We start from the raw sequence: 20,836 nt of genomic DNA, 5'->3' as shown, positions 1-20,836 counted from the left end.
CGGGTCAGGCCTCCGTGTTCTCCATCCGCTCGCGCAGGCTGCGCGGGCGCATGTCGGTCCACACCTCGTCGACGTACGCGGAGCACTCCTCCTCGGTGCCCTCCTTCCCGACGGGCTGCCAGCCCGCGGGCACCTCGACGTCGACCGGCCAGAGGGAGTACTGGTCCTCGTCGTTGCGCAGCACCTGGTAGCGGGTGTTCTCGTCCATGTCGTTCTCTCCTGTCGTGGGTGGGGGCGTTGTCGGTTCGTCCGGTCGGTGTGGGGTCAGAGGCTGTCTCTGGCGTGCCGGGCGATGTGGCTCAGTGCCTCGGCGAAGTCCCCGGCGACGCGGCGCACGGTCCGCGGGTCGTACGTTCCGGGGTGGTGGTGCCAGGTGAAGGCGAAGCGGCCGTCCCGCACGGCGCCGACCACCTCCAGCGGATGCGATCCGCTGTCGCGGGGGTCGTGGTCCTGGCCGAAGGAGCCGTGCTCGGTCCGTACGAGGCCGCCGTCCGGGGCTGCGGGGCGGACGTCCCACTGGCCGAGGTAGTTGAAGACCACCTGCCCGTGTGCGGCCGCGCCCAGCCGTTCGCGTACCTCGGGCGGCCCGAAGGTGCGCAGGGCGCCGAAGCCGAGCCCGTTGCCGGGTACGGACCGCAGTTGGCGGCGTACCGACTTCACCAGGGAACGCCAGTTGCGGGCGGGCCCGGGGCGGTCCGGTTCGGAGACCTGGAGGACGACCGGGTGGACGGTGGTGAACCAGCCGACCGTGCGGGAGAGGTCCACGTCGTCGAGCAGGTCCTCGCGGCCGTGCCCTTCGAGGTCGAGGCGGACGCGTTCGTTCCCGGTCCAGCGTGCGAGCGCCAGGGCGAGCGCGGCCAGCAGGACGTCGTTGACGCGGGTGCGGTAGGCGGCCGGGGCGGCGCGCAGCAGTGATTCCGTGTCGTCCTCGCCCAGTTCGACGGTGAACGACCCGGCCTCCTGTGCGGCCGGGTCGTCCTGTGCGGCCGGGTCGGGTGCGGTGACGGCGGGGAGCTGACCGACGGTCACGGCGTCCTCCCAGTAGGGCAGTTCGTGGTCGAGGCCGCCGGCGGCGACGTGCCCGGCGAGTCGGTGGGCCCAGTCGCGGAACGAGGTGGTGCGCTCCCCCAGCCGGACGGGTTCACCGCGCACGGCCTGCCGGTGGGCGGCCTCCAGGTCGTCGGTGAGGATCCGCCAGGACACGGCGTCCACGACGAGGTGATGGGCGACCAGGAGGAGGAAGGCCGTTCCTGCTGGCCGGTCCGCCGGGACGTCGTCCGCAGCCGCCCTGTCCGCGCTCTCGCCGCTGGGCTCCGCTGTACCGTCCACGTGTACGCCCGTGAACAGGGCCGCCCGCAGCAGCGGACCCCGGCTCAGGTCGAAGCCGGTGTGCAGTTCGTCGGCGGCCTTCTTCATGGCCGCGTCCGCCTCCTGCGGCGGCAGGCCCGACAGGTCGTACCGGACGAGCTGTTCCTCGCTCCCGCCCGGCTCTGCGGGCGGCGGGTTGAACTGGTGCCAGCCGTCGGCGTCCCCGGTGAAGCGCATGCGCAGCGCGTCGTGGTGTTCCCTCAGTGCGTCCAGGGCGATGCCCAGGGCGGCGGGGTCGGGCGCGGCGTCGAGTTCGAGCAGCGCCGACTGGTTGAAGTGGCTGTGGTCGGCGCGCGGTGTGCTCAGGAACCACTCCTGGATCGGGGTGAGGGGCACCGCGCCGGTCGCCGGGCCGTCGTCGGCGTGCTGGGGAGCGGTGCCGACGACGGTGGCCAGTTCGGCGACGGTCTGGTGGGTGAACAGGTCCCGGGTGGCCAGGTGCAGGCCTTCGCGCCGCAGCCGGGAGACCACCTGCATGCTCAGGATCGAGTCTCCGCCGAGGACGAAGAAGTTGTCGTCCACGCCGATGTCCTCCACGCCGAGGACATCGGTCCAGACGTGCGCGATACGGCGTTCGGTGGCGGTACGGGGCGCGGTGCGCGGGCCGGCCGCGACGGCGGTGTGCGCGGGGCCGGGTGCGGGCAGGGCCCGTCGGTCCGTCTTGCCGTTGGGGGTCAGCGGCAGCCGCTCCAGTGGCACGAACACGGACGGCACCATGTGCGGGGGCAGCAGCGCGGCGAGGTCTTCGCGCAGCGCGGCGACCGGCAGACCACCGCCATATCCATGGCCATTGCCATTGCCATTGCCATTGCCGTCGGCGTCGGCGTCGGCGGGAACGACGTACGCCACCAACCGCCCGTGACCGTCGGCCGACTGACCGGCCGGTGGGCCGTCGGGGCCGTCGGGGCCGTCGGTGCGGACCACGACCACCGCGTCGCGCACATGCGGGCTGCGGCGCAGGGCGCTCTCCGTCTCTGCCGGTTCGATACGGAAGCCGCGCAGCTTGATCTGGTCGTCGGCGCGGCCGACGAAGCGCAGTTCGCCGTCGGCGCCCCGCCGTACCAGGTCGCCGGTGCGGTACATGCGCTCCCCCGCCCCGCCGAACGGGTCGGCGACGAACCGCCCGGCGGTCAGACCCGGCCGGTGGAGGTAGCCGCGGGCCAGCCCCGGCCCCGCCACGTACAGTTCCCCGGTCACGCAGGCCGGGACGGGGCGCAGGGCGGCGTCGAGGACGTACACGCGGGTGGCGCCGGCCGGGCGGCCGATCGGCGGTGCGCCGGCCGCCGGGCTCAGCGGACCGGTCCAGGTGGCGACGACGGTGGCCTCGGTGGGCCCGTACGAGTTGATCATCCGGCGGCCGGGCGCCCACCGTTCCACGAGGTCGGCCGGGCAGGCCTCGGCGCCGACGATCAGGGTGCGCAGCTGCGGCAGCCGCCCGGCGGTCGCCGGGTCCACGGTGGCCAGCGCGGCCGGCGGGATCAGGGTGTGGCTGATGCGGCGCTCGGCCAGCACCTCGGCCAGCCGTTCGCCGATCAACGGCCCTTCCTCCCCTGTGACGAGGGTGGCGCCGCTGAGGAGGGAGACGCACAGTTCGAGGACGGAGGCGTCGAAACTGGGTGAGGCGAACTGCAGCACCCGGTCGCCGGGGCCCGCCGCGTACCGCTCGGCCGCCGCCGACGCGAAGCCCGCCAGGCCCCGGTGCGTCACCGTGACGCCCTTCGGGCTGCCGGTGGACCCGGAGGTGTAGATGACGTACGCGGGATGGTCCGGGGTGAGGGCGGTGACCCGGACCGCGTCGGCGGGAGCCGTGTCCGGGCCGCCCGCCCCCCACAGGTCCGCGGTCTCCGCCAGCTCGGCCGGGTCGTCGAGGACGATCCGGGCGCCCGCGTCACGGACCATGAACTCCCTACGCTGTGCGGGGTAGTTCGGGTCGACGGGCAGGAAGGCGGCGCCCGCCCTGGCGACGGCGAGCTGCGCCACCACCGTCTCGGCGGTGCGGGGCAGAGCGAGGGCCACGACGTCCTCGGGGCCGACCCCGCGGGCGATCAGCCGGTGCGCGAGCCGGTCGGCGGCGCGGTCCAGTGCGGCGTACGACAGCTGCCGTCCGGTGTCCTCCAGCGCCACGGCGTCGGGGGTGGCGGCCACCTGCCGCGCGAACAGGTCCGGCAGTGTCGCCACCGGTACCGGCCGGGCCGTACCGCGCCCCTGTGCCGGCAGGGCCTTCAGCTCCTCGTCGGAGGCGAGCGGCAATGCGCCGAGCGAGCGGTGCGGGTCGTCCGCCACGGCGGTCAGCAGCGTGGCGAGCTGAGCGGCGAGGTGCTCGGCCGTGGCCGCGTCGAACAGGTCGGTGTTGTAGGTGAGCAGACCGTCCAGCGCGCCGGAGTCCGCCTCGGCGAACTCCAGGGTGAGATCGAACGCGGCGTGCCGGAGCTCCGTCTCGACGGCGGACACCTCCAGGTCCGGTACGTCGAGGCCGGCGGCCGGGGTGTTCTGCAGGACGACCATCACCTGGAACAGCGGGGTCCGGCTGGTGTCGCGCACCGGACGCACCTCGTCGACCACCTGCTCGAACGGCACCTCCTGGTGGGCGAAGGCGTCCAGCACGGTCCGCCGGACGTCGTCCAGGAACTCGGCGAAGGGCCGCTCGGCGTCGACGTGCGAGCGCAGCACCAGGGTGTTGACGAAGAAGCCGATCAGGTGCTGGATCTCGGCCTGGTCCCGGCCCGAGGTGACCGTCCCGACCGTGACGTCCTGGCTGCCGCACAGCCGGGCGAGGAACGTCTGGGCGGCGGCGACCAGCGTGGTGAAGAGGGTCGTTCCACGGTCCCGGCCCACCTGTCCGAGACGGCGTGCCACGCCGGGCGGCAGGGACAGCCGGGTGCTCGCGCCGGACCGGGTGCGCATCGGCGGGCGGGGCCGGTCTACGGGCAGGTCCAGCGGCTCGATGTCCGCCAACTGTTCCTTCCAGTAACCCAGTTGCTCCTCATGGCCGCTCGTGGTGCGCTGCCAGTGGGCATAGTCGGCGTACTGCACGGGCAGCGGCGGCAACGGCTCGGTGGCCGGGTCCAGTTCGGCCCGGTAGAGGTGGGCGAGGTCGCCGGTGAGGACGGCGGTCGACCACCCGTCGGTGACGATGTGGTGCAGCGTGAGCGTCAGCACGTGTTCGTCGTCGGCCAGCCGGATCAGGCCGGTCCGCAGCAGGGGGCCCTCGCGCAGGTCGAAGGGCAGGGCGCGGTCCGCCGCGAGCCGCTTCTCCAGCCGGGCCGTGCGCTCGCCCTCCGGCAGCCCGGACAGGTCGTGGAGCGGCAGCGGTACCTCCTGCGGCGGCTGCACGATCTGTACGCCCCTGCCGTCCACCGTGTCGAAGGTGGTGCGCAGCGACTCGTGCCGTGCCACCAGCTTCCGCAGGGCCGCCGCGAGGGCCCGCGCGTCGAGCCGGCCGCGCAGGCGCAGCGCCAGGGCGGTCACGTACTCGGTGCCGCCGGGTGCGAACTCCTCCAGGAACCAAAGGCGTTGCTGCGCGTACGACATCGGTGCCGTCGCGCCCCGGTCCACCGGTGCGATGACGGGACGCTTCTCGTCCGCGGTCCGGTCCCCGGTGAGCAGTCCGGCGAGTGCGGCGGGCGTCGGGTGGGTGAACACGGCCCGCGGCGAGAGGGTGGTGCCGAACTCCTCGGCGAGGCGGGAGGCCAGACGGATGCTGAGGATGGAGTCGCCGCCCAGCGCGAAGAAGTCGTCCTCCATGCCAGGCGGCCGGCCGCCCAGCACGTCGGCGAAGACCTCGGCGGTACGGCGTTCGGCCTCCGTGCGCGGTGCGGTCCGCGTGCCCCGTCCCGGGCCGGTGTCTCCTTCCGGAGCCGGGAGGGCGGCGTGGTCCACCTTGCCGTTGCCGCTCAGCGGGAGGGCCGTCAGCGCGACGAACGCGGAGGGCACGAGGTAGTCGGGCAGGGTGCGGCGGGCATACGCGCGAAGCTCGCCCGGGTCGTGTCCGGCCGGGCCCACGACGTAGGCGACCAGGCGGCGGGCGCCGGGGCGGTCCTCGCGGGCCACCACCGCCACGTCCGCGACGCCGGGGTGGGGCGCCAGCGCGGCGGCCACCTCGCCGGGTTCCACCCGGAAGCCGCGGATCTTCACCTGGTCGTCGGCGCGGCCCAGGAACTCGACCGTGCCGTCCGGGCGGCGCCGGGCCAGGTCGCCGGTGCGGTACATCCGCGCGCCGGGCGGTCCGAGGGGGTCGGCGAGGAAGCGGCGCGCGCTCTCGCCCGGGCGGCCGAGGTAGCCGCGGGCCACGCCCTCGCCGGCGATGTACAGCTCGCCCGCGCAGCCCGGCGGGACGGGACGCATGCGCGCGTCCAGGACGTGGACCCGCTTGTCGTCGAGCGGCCTGCCGACGGGAACGGTGTCCGGGACGGCCGCCGCTTCGTCGAGGGCGTGGGAGGTGGCGAAGGTGGTGGTCTCGGTCGGCCCGTAGCCGTCCACCACGGTCAGCCCGGGGCAGGCGGCCAGCACACGGCGTACGGCCGCCGCGGGGACCACGTCACCGCCGGTCCACACCTGGCGCAGCCCCGCGAAGCAGCCGGGCGAGTCCTGCGCCAGCAACCGGAAGAGCCCGGCGGTCAGCCACACGGCGGTGAGCCCGGTGCCGTCGCCCGCGGCGGGCGGGCCCGTGGCGATCAGGCGGCGCAGCAGCGCCGCGTCCACCGTCTCTCCGGGGGTCACGACCACGCAGCCGCCGGTCAGCAGGGGTGCCCATACCTCGAAGGTGGCGGCGTCGAAGGCGACCGGTGAGTGCAGCAGGACGCGGTCGCACACGCCGTCGGTGAAGCGGCTGTCCGTGGCCAGCGACGCCACGTCGCGGTGGCGTACCGCCACGGCCTTGGGCAGGCCGGTGGATCCGGAGGTGAACATGACGTAGGCGAGCCGGTCGGGATCCGCGCGCACCGGAGTGGGCACGGGAGCGGGGCCCGTCACGGGTGTGGGGCGGGCCGCGGCGACGTCCTCGGCGGTGAGCCGGGCCCGGACGTTCGCCTGCGCGAGCATGGTCCGGCGCCGCTCCTGTGGGGCGCGGCCGTCGACGGGCACGTACGCGCCGCCCGCCTTGAGGACCGCGAGCTGGGCGACGACGAGTTCGGCGCAGCGGTCCATGAGCAGGGCCACCCCGTCCTCGGGGGCGAGGCCGTCCGCGAGCAGCCGGGAGGCCACCCGGTCGGACCAGCCGGCGAGTTCGCGGTAGGTCAGCCTCCGGTCGCCGTCGTCCAGGGCGAGCGCTTCCGGCGTACGGCGGGCCTGCTCGGCGAACAGGTCCACCGGGCTGCGCGGCTCCACCCGGCGGGCGGTGGTGTTCCACTCCGCCAGCAGGCGCCGGTCGCCCGCGGTGAGCGGGTCGAGTGCGCCGACGCCGCCGTCGATGCCGTCGATGCCGTCGGCGAACCGGGTGAGCAGCGCGGCCAGGCGGCCCGTCGCCCGTTCCACCGTCCCGCGGTCGAAGAAGGCCGGGTCGTAGGCCAGGTCGAAGCCGAGCCGGTCGCTCACGTGGGCGCGCAGGCACAGCGGGAAGGTCGTCGCGTCGTCGGCGCGTACCTCGGCCACGCCCACACCCGTCCGGGCGGCGGCAGACTCGTCGACCGGATAGTTCTCGAAGACGACCATGCTGTCGAACAGGGCCTGCCCGGCCGGGACTTCGGTGAGCGCCTGGATACGGGCGAGGGAGAGGAAGTCGAAGCGCCGGTCCTCGCTCTGCGCCTCCTGAAGGCCCCGCAGCCAGTCCAGGACGGCGTCGCCCCGGACCCGTACCCGGGTGGGCACGGTGTTGATGAACATGCCGATCATCGTGTCGACGCCGGGCAGTTCGGCGGGCCGGCCGGAGACGGTCGTACCGAACACGACGTCGTCGCGACCGCTGTAGCGGGCCAGCAGCAGCGCCCAGGCGCCCTGGACCACGGTGTTGACGGTCAGTCCGGCGCGGGCCGCCGTCTCCCGCAGCCGCCGTGACACGTCCCCGTCCAGCTCGTGGTGGACGGACACAGCGGACCGCGCCCGGTGCGCCTCGGCGGGAGTGCGGTCGTACGGGAGCGGGGTTCGCTCGGTGACACCGGCGAGGGTGTCGGCCCAGTGGCGTTCGGCCGCGCCCTCGTCCTGTTGCCGCAGCCAGCGCACGAAGTCCGCGAACGGCCGCCGTACGGGCGGTGCGCCGTCCTGGCCGCCGGTGAGCGCGGCGTACCGTTCGCACACCTCGGTGAGCAGCTGCCCGGTGCTCCAGCCGTCGAGGATCAGGTGGTGGGAGGACCACAGCAGCAGCACCTCGTCGCCGGGCAGCGCGGCCAGGGTGATCCGGGTGAGCGGCGCCGCCGTCAGGTCCATGCCCGCCGCGCGGTCCTCGGCGAGCAGCCGTTCCGTCGCCGCGGCGCGCTCCTCGCGGGTCAGGGTCCGCCAGTCCAGGTGGGTGACAGGCAGTTCCACGCGGTCGTGGACGACCTGGACGGGGTGCGGCAGGCCCTGCCAGTGGACGTCGGTGCGCAGGACCGGGGTGCGGTCGGTGACCTGCTGCCAGGCCGCCGCGAACGCCTTCGGGTCAGCGACTCCCGTCAGCCGTACGGCCGTACGGTCGAAGTAGGCCCCGGCGGTGTCGACGAGCCCGTGGAAGAGCATGCCGGACTGCAGGGGCGTCAGCGGCAGGACGTCGGTCACGTGCCGTCCGTCGCCCACCAGCCGGTCGAGCTGCTGCTGGGAGAGATCGGCGAGGGGGAAGTCGGAGGGGGTACGGCCGCCCACGTCCGACTGCGCGCAGTGGGTCACGATGTCGCGGAGCGCCTCGCGCATCTGCTCGGCCAGGTGCCGCACGGTGGACTCGTCGTAGACGGCCGCCGGGTAGGTCCAGCCGAGTTCGAGCCGTCCCCCCTGGACCGCTCCTGTGATGTCCAGGAGGTAGGGGCGGGTCTCGTCCGGGTCGGCGTCGCGGCCGGCCGGTGGGAGCGCCGCCGCCCCGTACAGACCGTCCTCGGTGCCGCTGCCCGCGTCCCAGCGCCCGTGGTAGTTGAACCCGACCCGCGGGTGGGGGACGTCCGCGAGCGGGCTGTCCGGCAGGAGGTGGCGCAGGGCGCCGTGGCTGAGACCGTGCAGCGGCACCGCGCGCAACTGCTCCTTGACCGAGCGCAGGGTGGCACGCCATTCCGCGTCGGGCGCGACGGTCAGGGCGAGGGGGAACTCGGCGGTGAACCAGCCGACGGTCCGGGACAGGTCCACGTCGTCGAACAGGTCCTCCCGGCCGTGTCCCTCCACTCCGACGAGGACCGTGTCACGGCCGCACCAGCGGGCCAGCGTGCGGCCGAGCGCGCTGAGCAGTACGTCGTTGACCTGGGTGCGGTAGACCTCGGGCACCCGGCGCAGCAGCGCCTCGGTCTCCTCCTGCGCCAGCGTCACGGTGAGCGTGGCGGCGGTGCCGTGGGTATTGGGCCCCGGCCGCCCGGCGGGCAGGTCGGCGGGGGCGGCGGCGGTACGGGTCCAGTGCGCCAGGTCGGCGTCCAGGGCACCGGATCGCGTGTACTCCTCCAGTCGCTGCGCCCAGCGGCCGTACGAGGTGCCCGCCGGGGCGAGTTCGACGGGGCGGCCGGCTCCGGCGGCGCGGTGAGCGGCCTCCAGGTCGCCGAGCAGGATGCGCCAGGACACGCCGTCGACGGCCAGGTGGTGCACGGTGAACAGCAGGTGAGCAGGGCGCTCCGGGCCCCGGTCGAAGAGCAGGACGCGTACGACCCGGCCCTCGGTGGGATCGAGCGCCGCCTGTGCGGCGTCGGCCGCGCGCTGTACCTGTGCCTCCAGCTCCGGGTCGTCCAGGTGGGACGTGTTGTAGCACGTGAACACGGTGTGCGGCGCGTGCGGCAGCACCTGCTGGCGCCAGCCGTCCTCGGTGTGCCGGAAGCGGGTCCGCAGAGCCGGATGACGGCTCACGAGCGCGTCGACCGCCTGCTCCAGCGCCGACAGGTCGGTACCGAGGGCCAGTTCCAGACGCTGGGTCATGGTGAAACGCAACGCGTCACCGGGACGCCGGTGGTCGAGGTACCAGCGCTGGATCGGTGTCAGCGGGGCCTCGGCGGGCACGGTGTCGTCCGTACCGGACGCCGGCCGGGGCGCCGACTCGGCCACGCACAGGGCGAGTTCGGCGACGGTCTGGTGGCGGAAGACGTCCTTGGTGGTCAGGGCGAGGCCCGTCCGGCGGGCGCGGGAGACGATCTGGATGCTGAGGATGGAGTCGCCGCCGAGCGCGAAGAAGTTGTCCCGGGCGCCGACCCGCTCCACGCCGAGCACCTCGGCCCAGAGGGCGGCCAGCCGTTCCTCGGTGCCGGGGCGCGGTGCCACGTACGGTGTGCCGCTGTCGGGGCGGGCCGGAGGTGCGGGCAGCGCGCGGCGGTCGGTCTTGCCGCCGCTGGTGCGCGGGATGCGGGTCAGCGGCACGAACGCGGTGGGCACCATGTGGTCCGGCAGGGTCCGCCGCAGTCGCACCCGCAGCTCGTCGGCGGAGGGGGCGTGCTCCCCGGCGGGCACGACGTACGCCACGAGCATGGTGCGCCCGGCGTGTTCGCGGGCGGTCACGGCGGCGTCGGTGACGTCCGGCAGCGCGAGCAGCGCGGCCTCCACCTCGCCGGGTTCGATGCGGAACCCGCGGATCTTGACCTGCTCGTCGGCCCGCCCCAGGAACTCCAGCGCCCCGGACCCGGTCCACCGGGCCCGGTCGCCTGTGCGGTACATGCGCTCCCCCGGCGCCGAAACCGTGCCGGCCGCTCCGAACGGATCGGCGAGGAAGCGGGTGGCGGTCAGGCCCGGCCGGTTCAGGTAGCCGCGCGCGACCTGCGCCCCGGCGAGATACAGCTCGCCCGGTACGCCCGGCGGCACCGGGCGCAGGGCGCCGTCGAGGACGTAGGCGCGCAGGTTGCGCCCCGGCCGGCCGATGACCGGGCGTTCGGGGTGGTCGGCACAGCGGCCGTAGACGGCGTCCACGGTCGTCTCCGTGGGGCCGTACATGTTGTACGCGGTGACGCCGAAGTCGTCCTGGGCGGCGCACAGTTCGGCCCAGGTGTCGGGTCCGACCGCCTCGCCGCCCACCAGCAGCAGACGCGGGTGGTGGCTGCCTGGGGCGAGGAGTCCGGCGGCGGTGAGTTCACGGAGGAAGGTCGGGGTGACGTTGACCAGGTCCAGTTCCCGCTCGTGGACCTGGGCGCAGAACGCCTCCGGGTCGAGGCGTACGTCCTCGTCGACGAGGTGGACCTCCTGGCCGAGGGCGAGCAGCAGCGGCCCCTCCCAGGAGGTGTCGAAGGAGAAGGAGGCGCTGAGCGCGGCCTTGAGCCGGTGTCCGTCGGCGGTGTGCGGGGTGACGAGTCCTTCCCGGTGGTCGTGGCAGAGGTTGACCAGGTGGCGGTGTTCCACCGTGACGCCCTTGGGCCGGCCGGTGGAGCCGGAGGTGTAGATGATGTACGCGGCGTTGTCCGGGTGCAGTGGCGCGAGCCGGTCGGCGTCGGCGGGGTCGTGGGAGGGCAGTTCGTCCCAGGGCGTCCCGCGCAGGGTGTCGGCCGTGACGACCGTGTGCGGCGCGGCGTCCTCGACGAGGAACACGACACGCTCCTCGGGCAGGTCCGGGTCCACGCAGAGCAGGGTGCCGCCCGCCTTGAGCACGGCGAACACCGTGGCCAGCAGCTCCGAGGTGCGCGGCAGCCGCACGGCGACCACGCGCTCCGGGCCGACCCCCAGCGTGATCAGGTGATGGGCCAGCCGGTTCGCCCGCTCGTTCAGGGCCTCGAAGGTGAACGTGCCGTCCCGGGCCACCAGGGCGGTGGCGTACGGGGTACGGGCCACCTGCGCCTCGAACAGGGCGGGGAGATCGCCGTCCGGCACGGGCAGTCGGCCGCCCTGCCAGTCGTCCATGACCTGCCGCTGCTCCGCGGCCGTCAGCAGCGACAGCGCGCGGACGTCCCGGTGGGGTGCCTCCACCGCCGCCTCCAGCAGCAACCGCAGCCGTACGGCGAGCCGTTCGGCGGTGTCGGCGTCGAACAGCCCGGTGTCGTACTCCAGATAGCCGGTCACGCCACCCGGATACGCGTCGTCACCGTCGCGCGCCTCGCCACCGTCATGCGCGGCGTTCTCGACGAAGTCGAAGGCGAGGTCGTAGGCGGCGTAGCGAATCGGGGGCGTGAGCGGTTCGACGTCCAGGCCGGGCAGGTCGAGGTTCCCGGCGCCCAGATTGTGCAGCGCCACCATCACCTGGAACAGCGGGGTGCGGCTGGTGTCCCGCTCGGGCTGGAGGACGTCCACCAGTTTCTCGAAGGGCACGTCCTGGTGGGCGAACGCGTCCAGGACGTTGGTGCGGACCCGTTCCAGCAGCGCGCGGAAGGACAGTCCCGGCTCCACCCGGTTGCGCAGCACCAGGGTGTTGACGAACATGCCAACCACGTCGTGGAGTTCGGGTTGTTCGCGCCCCGCGGTGACCGTGCCGACGGTGATGTCGTCCTGGTCGGTCCAGCGTGCGAGCAGGACGGTGCAGGCCGTCAGCAGTGTCATGTAGAGGGTGGCGTCGGCCTCCCGGCCCGTCTCCCGCAGCCGCTCGATGAGCGCGGCGGGGAGGGTGAAGGTCACCAGGGCGCCCTCCCGGTTGCGTACGGCGGGACGCGGCCGGTCGGTGGGAGGCTCCAGCGGGGTGATCCCGTTCAACGCGTGCCGCCAGTACGCGAGTTGTGCGTCGACCTCGTCGGTGCGCCCGCGTTGCCAGGCCGCGAAGTCCGCGTACCGCACGGGCAGGTGGGGCAGCCGGGGCGCGCGGCTCTCGCGGGCGGCCGTGTACAACTCGCCCAGGTCCCGGCCCAGCACACCGGCCGACCAGCCGTCGGTGACGATGTGGTGGACGGCCAGCACCAGGACGTGCTCGTCCTCGGCCAGCCGCGCGAGACGGGCCCGCAGCAGAGGTCCGGCGCCCAGGTCGAAGGGGACGGACGCCTCGCGTTCGATGAGGGCGTCCAGGCGGTCGCGTGCGCCGGTGAGGTCGTCCAGCGGCAGGTCCACCGCATGGGGCTGACGCACTGTCTGGCGGGCCCGGCCATCCTGTCCGGCATCGGCGAACGTGGTGCGCAACGCCTCGTGCCGGGCGACCAGTCCGTCGAGGGCGGCACGCAGGGCGTCGGCGTCGAGCGGACCGCGCAGCCGCAGCACGGACAGGGTCGTGTACTCGGTGCTGCCCGGCTCGAAGCGGTCGAGGAACCACAGCCGCTGCTGCGCGTACGACAGCGGAGCCGGGGTGTCGAGGTCGACGGCCGGGATGACGTCGGCCGGTGCGGTGCCGTGCGGCGCCGGGTCGCCGAGTTCGGCGGCCAGGGCGGACAGCGTGGAGTGGGTGAACAGCAACCGGGGCGAGACCTCCGTGCCGAAGGCGGCGCGCAGCCGGGAGACGACCCGGACGGCGAGGATCGAGTCGCCGCCGAGAGCGAAGAAGTCGTCGTCGGCTCCCACCTCGTCGGTGTCGAGGACGTCCGCCCAGGCGGCGGCGACCGCACGCTCGGCGGCCGTGCGCGGCACGACGCGCTCGGCGTCCGTGGCGAAGCCGTCCGGCCCGGGAGCGGGCAGCGCGCGCCGGTCGAGTTTGCCGTTGACGGTCAGTGGCAGGGCCGCCATCGGCACATAGGCGGCGGGCACCATGTGAGCGGGCAGCAACTGCTCCAGGTGGGCGCGGAGTTCGGCGGCGGGTGGCGGTTCTGCGGCCGCGGGCGATCCGGTGGTGGCCGGCGGTTCGGTGTCGGCCGACGACTCGGTGACGTCCGGCGGTTCGGCGCCGCGCCGGCCGACGACGTGGGCCACCAGCCGGCGTGTCCCCGAGCCGTCCTCGTAGACGCTCACGGCCGCGGCGCCGACGCCCGCGTGGGTGTGCAGGGCGGCCTCGATCTCGCCGGGTTCGATGCGGTAGCCGCGGATCTTCACCTGCTGGTCGGCGCGGCCCAGGTACTCCAGCGTGCCGTCGGCCCGTCGGCGGGCCCGGTCGCCGGTGCGGTACATCCGCCGCCCCGGCGCCGCGTACGGATCGGACGCCGCGAACGGGTCGGCGAGGAAGCGCGCGGCGGTCAGCCCCGGCCTTCTCAGGTAGCCGCGGGCCAGGCCCTCCCCCGCCACGTACATCTCGCCCACGGCTCCGGGCGGTACGGGGGCCAGGTCGTCGTCGAGGACGTAGATCCGCAGGTCGGGTATGCCGGTGCCGATGGGGCTCGCGGCGCCCGTGCGGGCCGTGGTGCGGTCCAGCGGCTCGTGGGTGACGTGCACGGTGGTCTCGGTGATGCCGTACATGTTGACCAGGCGGGGCGCGGTGTCGGGGTGATGTGCGTACCACTCGGCGAGGCGGTCGACGTCCAGGGCCTCGCCGCCGAAGACCACGGTGCGCAGGGCGAGTCGGCCACTGAGCTCGGGGTGTTCGGCGTCGGCGCGGGCCAGGGGGTAGAAGGCGGACGGGGTCTGGTTGAGGACGGTGACCTGCTCGTCGGCTAGCAGCCGCAGGAAGTCCTCCGGGGAGCGGGCGGTGTCGTCGGGCACGACGACGAGCCGGCCGCCGTGCAGCAGGGCGCCCCACAGTTCCCAGACGGAGAAGTCGAACGCGTAGGAGTGGAACAGGGTCCACACGTCGTCCTCGTCGAAGCCGAACCACTGGCGCGTCCGGCCGAACAGGCGCACGACGTTGGCGTGCGGCACGACCACGCCCTTGGGGCGGCCGGTGGAGCCGGAGGTGTAAATGGCGTACGCGGGGCTCTCCGGCAGGGGGCGGCGGGCCGGTGCGGGTCCGGTGGCGGGGCGGCGGGCGAGGTCGGCCCGTACGTCGGGAGTGTCCAGTACGAGCAGCGGGACGCCGGTGTCCCGCACACGTCCGGCGGCCTCCATGGTCGCCATCGGGGTGGTCGTCACCAGGGTCACCGGGGCGGCGTCCGCCAGCAGTTGGGCGACGCGTTCGGCGGGCAGCTTCGGGTCGACGGGCAGATAGGCGGCGCCCGTCTTGAGGACGGCGAGTACCGCCACGACGAGGTCGGTGGAGCGGGGCAGGGCGAGGGCCACGAACCGCTCGGGTCCGGCGCCCGCCTCGGCCAGGCGGTGGGCGAGGCGCCCGGCGGTCGCGTCGAGCGTGGCGTAGTCGAGGCGGTCGGTGCCGCAGGTGACCGCGATGGCCTCCGGAGTGCGGGCGGCCTGGGCCTCGAACAGGTCCACCAGGGTGTCCGCCGGCCGGCCGTGCGCGGTGCCGTTGAAGTCGACGAGCATGCGCCGCCGTTCCTCGGCGGTCGTCCAGGCCAGGGCGCGCAGCGGCCGGCCGGGATGCTCGGCGAACTCCGCGAGGAGCAGGCGAAGGCGGTCCGCGAGCGCCCGGACGGTGTCGGCGTCGAAGAGGTCCGGGTCGTAGGCCAGGTCGAAGCCGAGGCGTTCGCCCTGGTAGGCGCGGAGGACCAGCGGGTAGTTGGTGGCGTCCCGGGAGGCCACGTCCACCAGGCGCACCCCGGAGCCGGAGGTGCGGGCCGCGTCGAAGGGATAGTTCTCGAAGGCGACCATGCTGTGGAAGAGCGGGGTACCGGACGGCACATCGCTCAGGGCGGTCAGCTCGGCCAGCGAAGCGGCGGCGAACCGTCGCGACTCGGCCTGTACGTCCTGGAGTTCGCGCAGCCAGTCGGCGGCCGGGCGGTGGCCGTCGACGTGGACACGGGTGGGCACGGTGTTGATGAACATGCCCACCATCGACTCCACGCCGGGCAGTTCGTCGGGGCGGCCGGAGACGGTCGTGCCGAACACCACGTCCGCCTCGGCGCTGTGGCGGGCCAGCAGCAGCGCCCAGGCTCCCTGCACCACGGTGTTCACGGTCAGCCCGGCGTCACGCGCGGTGCGGGCGAGCGTCGCGGACACCGTGTCGGACAGCTCGGCCGTGTGGACGTCCGCCGACCTGCTCTCGTGCGTGCCGGTCAGGGGCCGGTCGACGGGCAGCGGTGTGGGAGTGGCGAAGCCGCCGAGGGTTGCCCTCCAGTGCGCACGCGCGGCTTCGGTATCCTGGTCGGCCAGCCAGCGCACGTAGTCGGCGAAGGACCGGCGCACGGGTGGGCGCGGCTCGCCGCCGACGGTGAGCGCCGCGTACTCCTCGCACACCTCCGTGAGCACCTGGGCCAGGCTCCAGCCGTCGAGGATGAGGTGGTGGGAGGTCCACAGCAGGTGCAGGCGCGCGTCGGGCAGCCGGACCAGGGTGAGCCGCATCAGCGGCGCCGACGCGAGGTCGATGCCGCGTGCGAGGTCGTCGGCGCGGAGCCGGTCGAAGCGCTCGGCGCGCTCCTCGGGGTCCAGGTCCCGCCAGTCGAGCTGGGTGAGGGGCACCCGTACGTCCCGGTGCACGACCTGGAGGGGTACGGGCACGTCCTGCCACACGACCGATGTGCGCAGCGCGGGTGTGCGGTCGGTGACCCGCTGCCAGGCCAGGCCGAACGTGTGCGGGTCGGCCACGCCGTCGAGGAGCAGGGCGGCCTGGTCCACGTACACGTCGTCCGCGCCGCCGCCGACCAGACGGTGGAAGAGCATGCCCTCCTGGAGCGGAGTGAGCGGGAGCAGGTCCTCCACGGCGCGCCCGTCGCCGACGAGGCGGTCCGCGGCGGCCTGGTCCAGGCGGGCGAGGGGGAAGTCGGAGGGGGTGCGACCGCCGGCGCCGGGACGGCCGCAGTGCTCGGCGATCGCGGCCAGCGCCGCCACCATGCCCTGCGCCAACTCCCTTACGGTGTCCGGGGTGTGGGCCTGGTCGCTGTAGTGCCAGGTGATCTCCAGCTCGCCGTCGGCGACCACGGCGGAGATGTCGAGCAGGTGGTCGAGTGGTTCGTCGGCGGCCATGTCCCGGCCGGGCACCTCGCCGGCCGGTGCGAAGTCCGCTCCTGCGGCGGTGTCCCACTGCCCGTGGTAGTTGAAGCACACCTGGGGCAGGGTCAGTTCGCGCAGGGCGTCGGCGGCCGGGTCGGGCGAGCCCAGGCGTGCCAGCGCCTCGTAGCTCAGTCCGCGGCGGGGCACGGCCCGCAGCCGCTCCTTGACGGCCTTCAGCGTGCCACCCCAGTCGGGGGCGGCCGGCGGTCCGGCCGGGGTGAGGGTGATGGGGTACTGGGAGGTGAACCACCCGACCGTGCGGGACAGGTCCACGTCTCCCGCGTTCAGGTCCTCGCGCCCGTGTCCCTCCAGGGCGACGGTCACCTGCTCGGTGCCCGTCCAGTCGGCGAGGACTCTGCTCAACGCGCCGAGCAGGACGTCGTTGACCCGCGTGCGGTAGGCGGCGGGCACCCGGCGCAGCAAGGCCTCGGTGGTGGTGCGGTCCACCCGGGTGCGGAAGGTGCGTACGGTTCCGGCGAGCGGGGTGCCCTGGCGGTCCACCGGCAGCGGGGTACGGGGCCGGGCGGCCTCCGTGGTCCAGTACGGCAGGTCGTCGTCCAGGTCGCCGGCCCGCACCAGTGCGGTGAGGTGCGCGGCCCAGTCGGCGAACGGCGTGGCCACGGGCTCCAGTTGGACCGCCTCCCCCGCAGCCGCCTGCCGGTAGGCCTGCCGCAGGTCGCCGAGCAGGATCCGCCAGGACACGCTGTCCACGGCCAAGTGGTGCGCGGTGAGGAACAGTTGAGGGCGACCGCCGGGCGGGGGCAGGAGCAGGGCGGCCCGGAACAGGGCGCCGGTCGCCGGGTCGAGGGCGGCTCGGGCGGTGTCGGCGGCGATGAGGCGGGCCTCTGCGAGGCCGGCGCGGTCCGCGGGATCCGCGGCGGCGGTGAGGTCGTGACGGGTCAGCAGGCCGGTGGCCGGTCCTTCGCCGGGGTGCTGCCGCCAGGTGTCGCCGGTCCCGCCCATCCGGCCGGTCCCGTCGGTCCCGCCGCCGGTCCCGTCACCGGGCTTCCCGTCGCGGGCGAAGCGGGTGCGCAGCGCCGGGTGGTGGGTGACCAGCGCTTCCAGGGCGCGTTCCAGGGCGGGTTCGTCTACGTCGTACGGCAGGTCGAGCAGCATCGACATGCTGAAGGGCCGCAGACGGCCGTCCCGGTCGCCGTGCGTGGCCGCGTACCACTCCTGGACCGGGGTCAGCGGGGCGGGCCCGGCCTCGCGCGGCCGTCGGGGCGCCGGTGTCTCGGCGGTGCGCCGGGACGCGGCGGCGGCCAGGTCGGCGACGGTCTGGTGGCGGAAGACGTCCCGCGAGGTCAGGTGCAGGCCGGCCGCGCGGGCGCGGGAGACGGCCTGGATGCTGAGGATGGAGTCGCCGCCGAGTTCGAAGAAGTTGTCGGTGACGCCCACGCGGGTGACGCCCAGTACCTCCGCCCAGACGCCGGCCAGCGTCTCCTCGTCCGGGGTGCGCGGTGCGACGAACTCCCGCTCACGGGGGGCCGCTTCGAGGTCGGGGGCGGGCAGGGCGCGGCGGTTCAGTTTGCCACTGGTGGTCAGCGGCAGCGTGTCGAGCACGGTGAACGACGAGGGGACCATGTGGTCGGGCAGGACGCGCCGGCAGGCGGCCCGCAGCTTGGTGGCGGTGGGCGGTTCGGCGCCCGCGGCAGGTACGGCGTAGGCGGCGAGCCTCAGCTGGCCGTGCGGGTCGGGGAGCGCGACGACCGCGGCGCCGGTGAGGTCCGGCAGGTCGAGCAGGGCCGCCTCGATCTCGCCCGGCTCGATGCGGTGGCCGCGTACCTTCACCTGGTCGTCGGCGCGCCCCAGGTAGTCCAGACGTCCGTCGGCGGTCCAGCGGGCCAGGTCGCCCGTGCGGTACATCCGGGTCCCGGGCGGGCCGAACGGGTCGGCGAGGAAGCGGACGGCGGTCAGGCCGGGCCGGCCCGCGTATCCGCGGGCGACCTGCTCGCCCGCCAGGTACAGCTCGCCGCCGACGCCGGGCGGCACCGGCTGGAGACGGTCGTCGAGGACGTACGCGCGGACGTTGGGCAGGGGCCTGCCCACCAGGGGGCTCCCCTCGCCCTCGATACGGCAGGCCAGGGCGTCGACCGTGCACTCGGTGGGCCCGTAGAAGTTGTACGCGGCCACGCCCCGGTGGCCGGCCAGCTCGCGCCACAAGGCGGGGCCGATCGGCTCGCCGCCGAGCATCAGGACGCGCGGGTGGTGGCGCGGGTCGGTGAGCAGTCCGGCGGGGAGCAGTTGGCGCAGGTAGGAGGGGGTGAGGTCGAGGAAGTCGACGCGGTGCTCGACGACGTACTCGACCAGTGCGGCGGCGTCGAGCCGGGTCGTCTCGTCGACCAGGTGCAGCGGGTGGCCGTCGGCCATCAGCAGCACCCCCTCCAGCGAGGTGTCGAAGGAGAACGACGCGGTCAGCGCCACCCGCAACGGCCCGCCTCCCGCGTCGGCGACGAAGCCCTCGCGGTGCGCGGCCAGCAGATGCGCGAGCGACCGGTGCGTCACGGCGACCCCCTTGGGCCGCCCGGTGGAGCCGGAGGTGTAGATGACGTAGGCGGTGGAGTCCGGGTCGGGGGGTGCGGGCACGGGACCGGAATCCGGACCCGAGAGGCCGTCCGGACCGACGGCCGGACCCGAGAAGCCGCCCGGACCGATGGCCGGACCCGAGCGCCCGCCCGGGCCGGCGTCCGGATCCGGAGGCATGCCCGGGCTGGCGTCCGGTAGGGGCGTACCCGCGATCCCGGGCCAAGGCCCAACCTCCCGCACCGCACCCAACGCCGCCTCGTCCAGCACCAGCGCAGACCGCGCGTCGTCGAGCAGGAACTGGACCCGCTCCTGCGGCAGGGCGAGGTCCACAGGCAGATAGCCAGCGCCCGACTTCCAGACGGCGAGGATCGCCACGATCATGTCGGCGGTGCGCGGCAGCCGGAGCGCGACCAGGCGTTCGGGGCCGGCGCCCCGGGCGACGAGGTGGCGGGCGAGCCGGTCGGCACGGGTGTTGAGCGTCGCGTAGTCGAGGCGGTCCTCCCCGGCGACCAGCGCGGTGGCGTGCGGGATGCGCTCCGCCTGCCGGGCGAAGAGCTCCGGGCAGGTGACGGCGGGGACGGCCAGCGCGGCGCCGTTCCACTCCTCCGTGATCCGCCGGGCCTCGTCCGGACCGAGCAGGGGCAGCGAGCCCAGCGGCCGGTCCGGTGCGGTCGCGGCGCCCTCCAGGGTGCGTGACAGCTGGTCGGTCAGCCGTTCCGCGGTGGCCGTGTCGAAGAGGTCGGTGCGGTACTCCAGCAGGCCGGTCAGCCCGTCCCCGTCAGGGACGAACTCGACGCTGAGGTCGAACGTGGCCGCCTGCCGCGGCACCGCGACCGGGGAGGCGGTCAGGTCGCGCAGGGCGGGGGTGGCGGGCGGGGCCGGGTGGAGCAGGACCATCACGTCGAACAGGGGGTTGCGGCCCGCCTCACGGGTCGCCCCCACCGCCTCCACCAGCCGCTCGAACGGCGTGTCGCCGTGCGCGAAGGCGTCGTTGACGGTGGCCGCGGCGGCCCCGAGCAGGTCGCGGAAGGAGCCGCCCGTGTCCACGGGGGTGCGCAGGACGACGGTGTTGGCGAAGAAGCCGACGGTGCGTTCCAGGTCGGTGCGGGACCTGCCCGGAGTGAGGGAGCCGAGGGTGATGTCGTCCTGCCCCGACCAGCGGGCCAGCAAGGCCTGGCAGGCGGCGACCAGGGAGGTGAACAGCGTGGTGTGCTGCTCGGCCGCCAGCTCCCGCAGCCGTGCGGTGGTCTCCGCGGGCACGGCGAAGGTGCGTACGGCGCCCGCACCGGACTCCTCACCGTCACGGGGGTGGTCCAGCGGCAGCCGGGAGGCGACGGCCCCGGACAACTGCGATGTCCAGTAGTCGAGTTGGCGCTCCATACGCGGACCGGAGAGCTGTTCGCGCTGCCAGGCCGCGAAGTCCGGGTACTGCGTAGCCACCGGCGCCAGCTCAGGCGCCGCTCCCTGCGCGAAGGCGTCGTACGCGGTGCACAGTTCCTCCAGCACGACCCCCATCGACCAGCCGTCGGTGACGATGTGATGAGCCGTCAGCAGCAGGATGTGCGCGGTGTCCGACTCGCGCAGGAGCAGGGCCCGCAGCAGCGGACCGGCGCCGAGGTCGAAGGGCCGCTCGTACTCCGTGAGCAGCGCCGCCTCCAGCGCGTACGACGGCGTGTCGGCAACCGGGAGCGGCACCGGGGCCGCCGGCCGTACCGTCTGCGCGGGCCGCCCGTCGCTCTCCTCGAACGTGGTGCGCAGCGCCTCGTGCCGCTCGACGACGGTGTCCAGGGCGCGGGAGAGCGCGGTGCGGTCCAGCGGGCCGGTCAGCCGCAGGGCGACGGCGCTGTTGTAGCGGGCGTCGCCGGGGCGCAGCCGGTCCAGGAACCACAGCCGCTGCTGGGCGAAGGACAGGGGCAGCGGCCGGGTGCGGTCGGCGTGCGGGATGCCCTGGCGGGCGGTGGCGGCCCGGCCGGCGAGGCGGCGGCGCATCGCCTCCTGGAGGTCCTGGGGCAGTGCGGTGGTGCGGTCTCGCTTCGAAGACGTCATGGTC

At 74.5% G+C, this 20,836-nt stretch carries 2 protein-coding genes; both read right to left on the bottom strand.

The features are described 5' to 3' along the window. Positions 1-4 precede the first annotated feature (4 nt). Positions 5-208: an MbtH family protein gene (locus ACFWGJ_RS04865; protein WP_387321053.1), complete on the bottom strand. Its 204-nt coding sequence runs from the start codon at positions 206-208 to the stop codon at positions 5-7. A 56-nt stretch (positions 209-264) separates the two neighbouring features. Next, positions 265-20,832 carry a non-ribosomal peptide synthase/polyketide synthase gene (locus ACFWGJ_RS04860; RefSeq protein ID WP_387321051.1) on the bottom strand — a complete coding sequence of 6,856 codons (20,568 nt, stop codon included), beginning with the start codon at positions 20,830-20,832 and terminating at the stop codon, positions 265-267. Positions 20,833-20,836: the final 4 nt, after the last annotated feature.

Origin of the sequence: Streptomyces sp. NPDC060205 (genome assembly GCF_042728395.1) — a bacterium.
Classification (GTDB): domain Bacteria; phylum Actinomycetota; class Actinomycetes; order Streptomycetales; family Streptomycetaceae; genus Streptomyces.
This window is presented reverse-complemented; position numbering and strand designations above follow the sequence as displayed.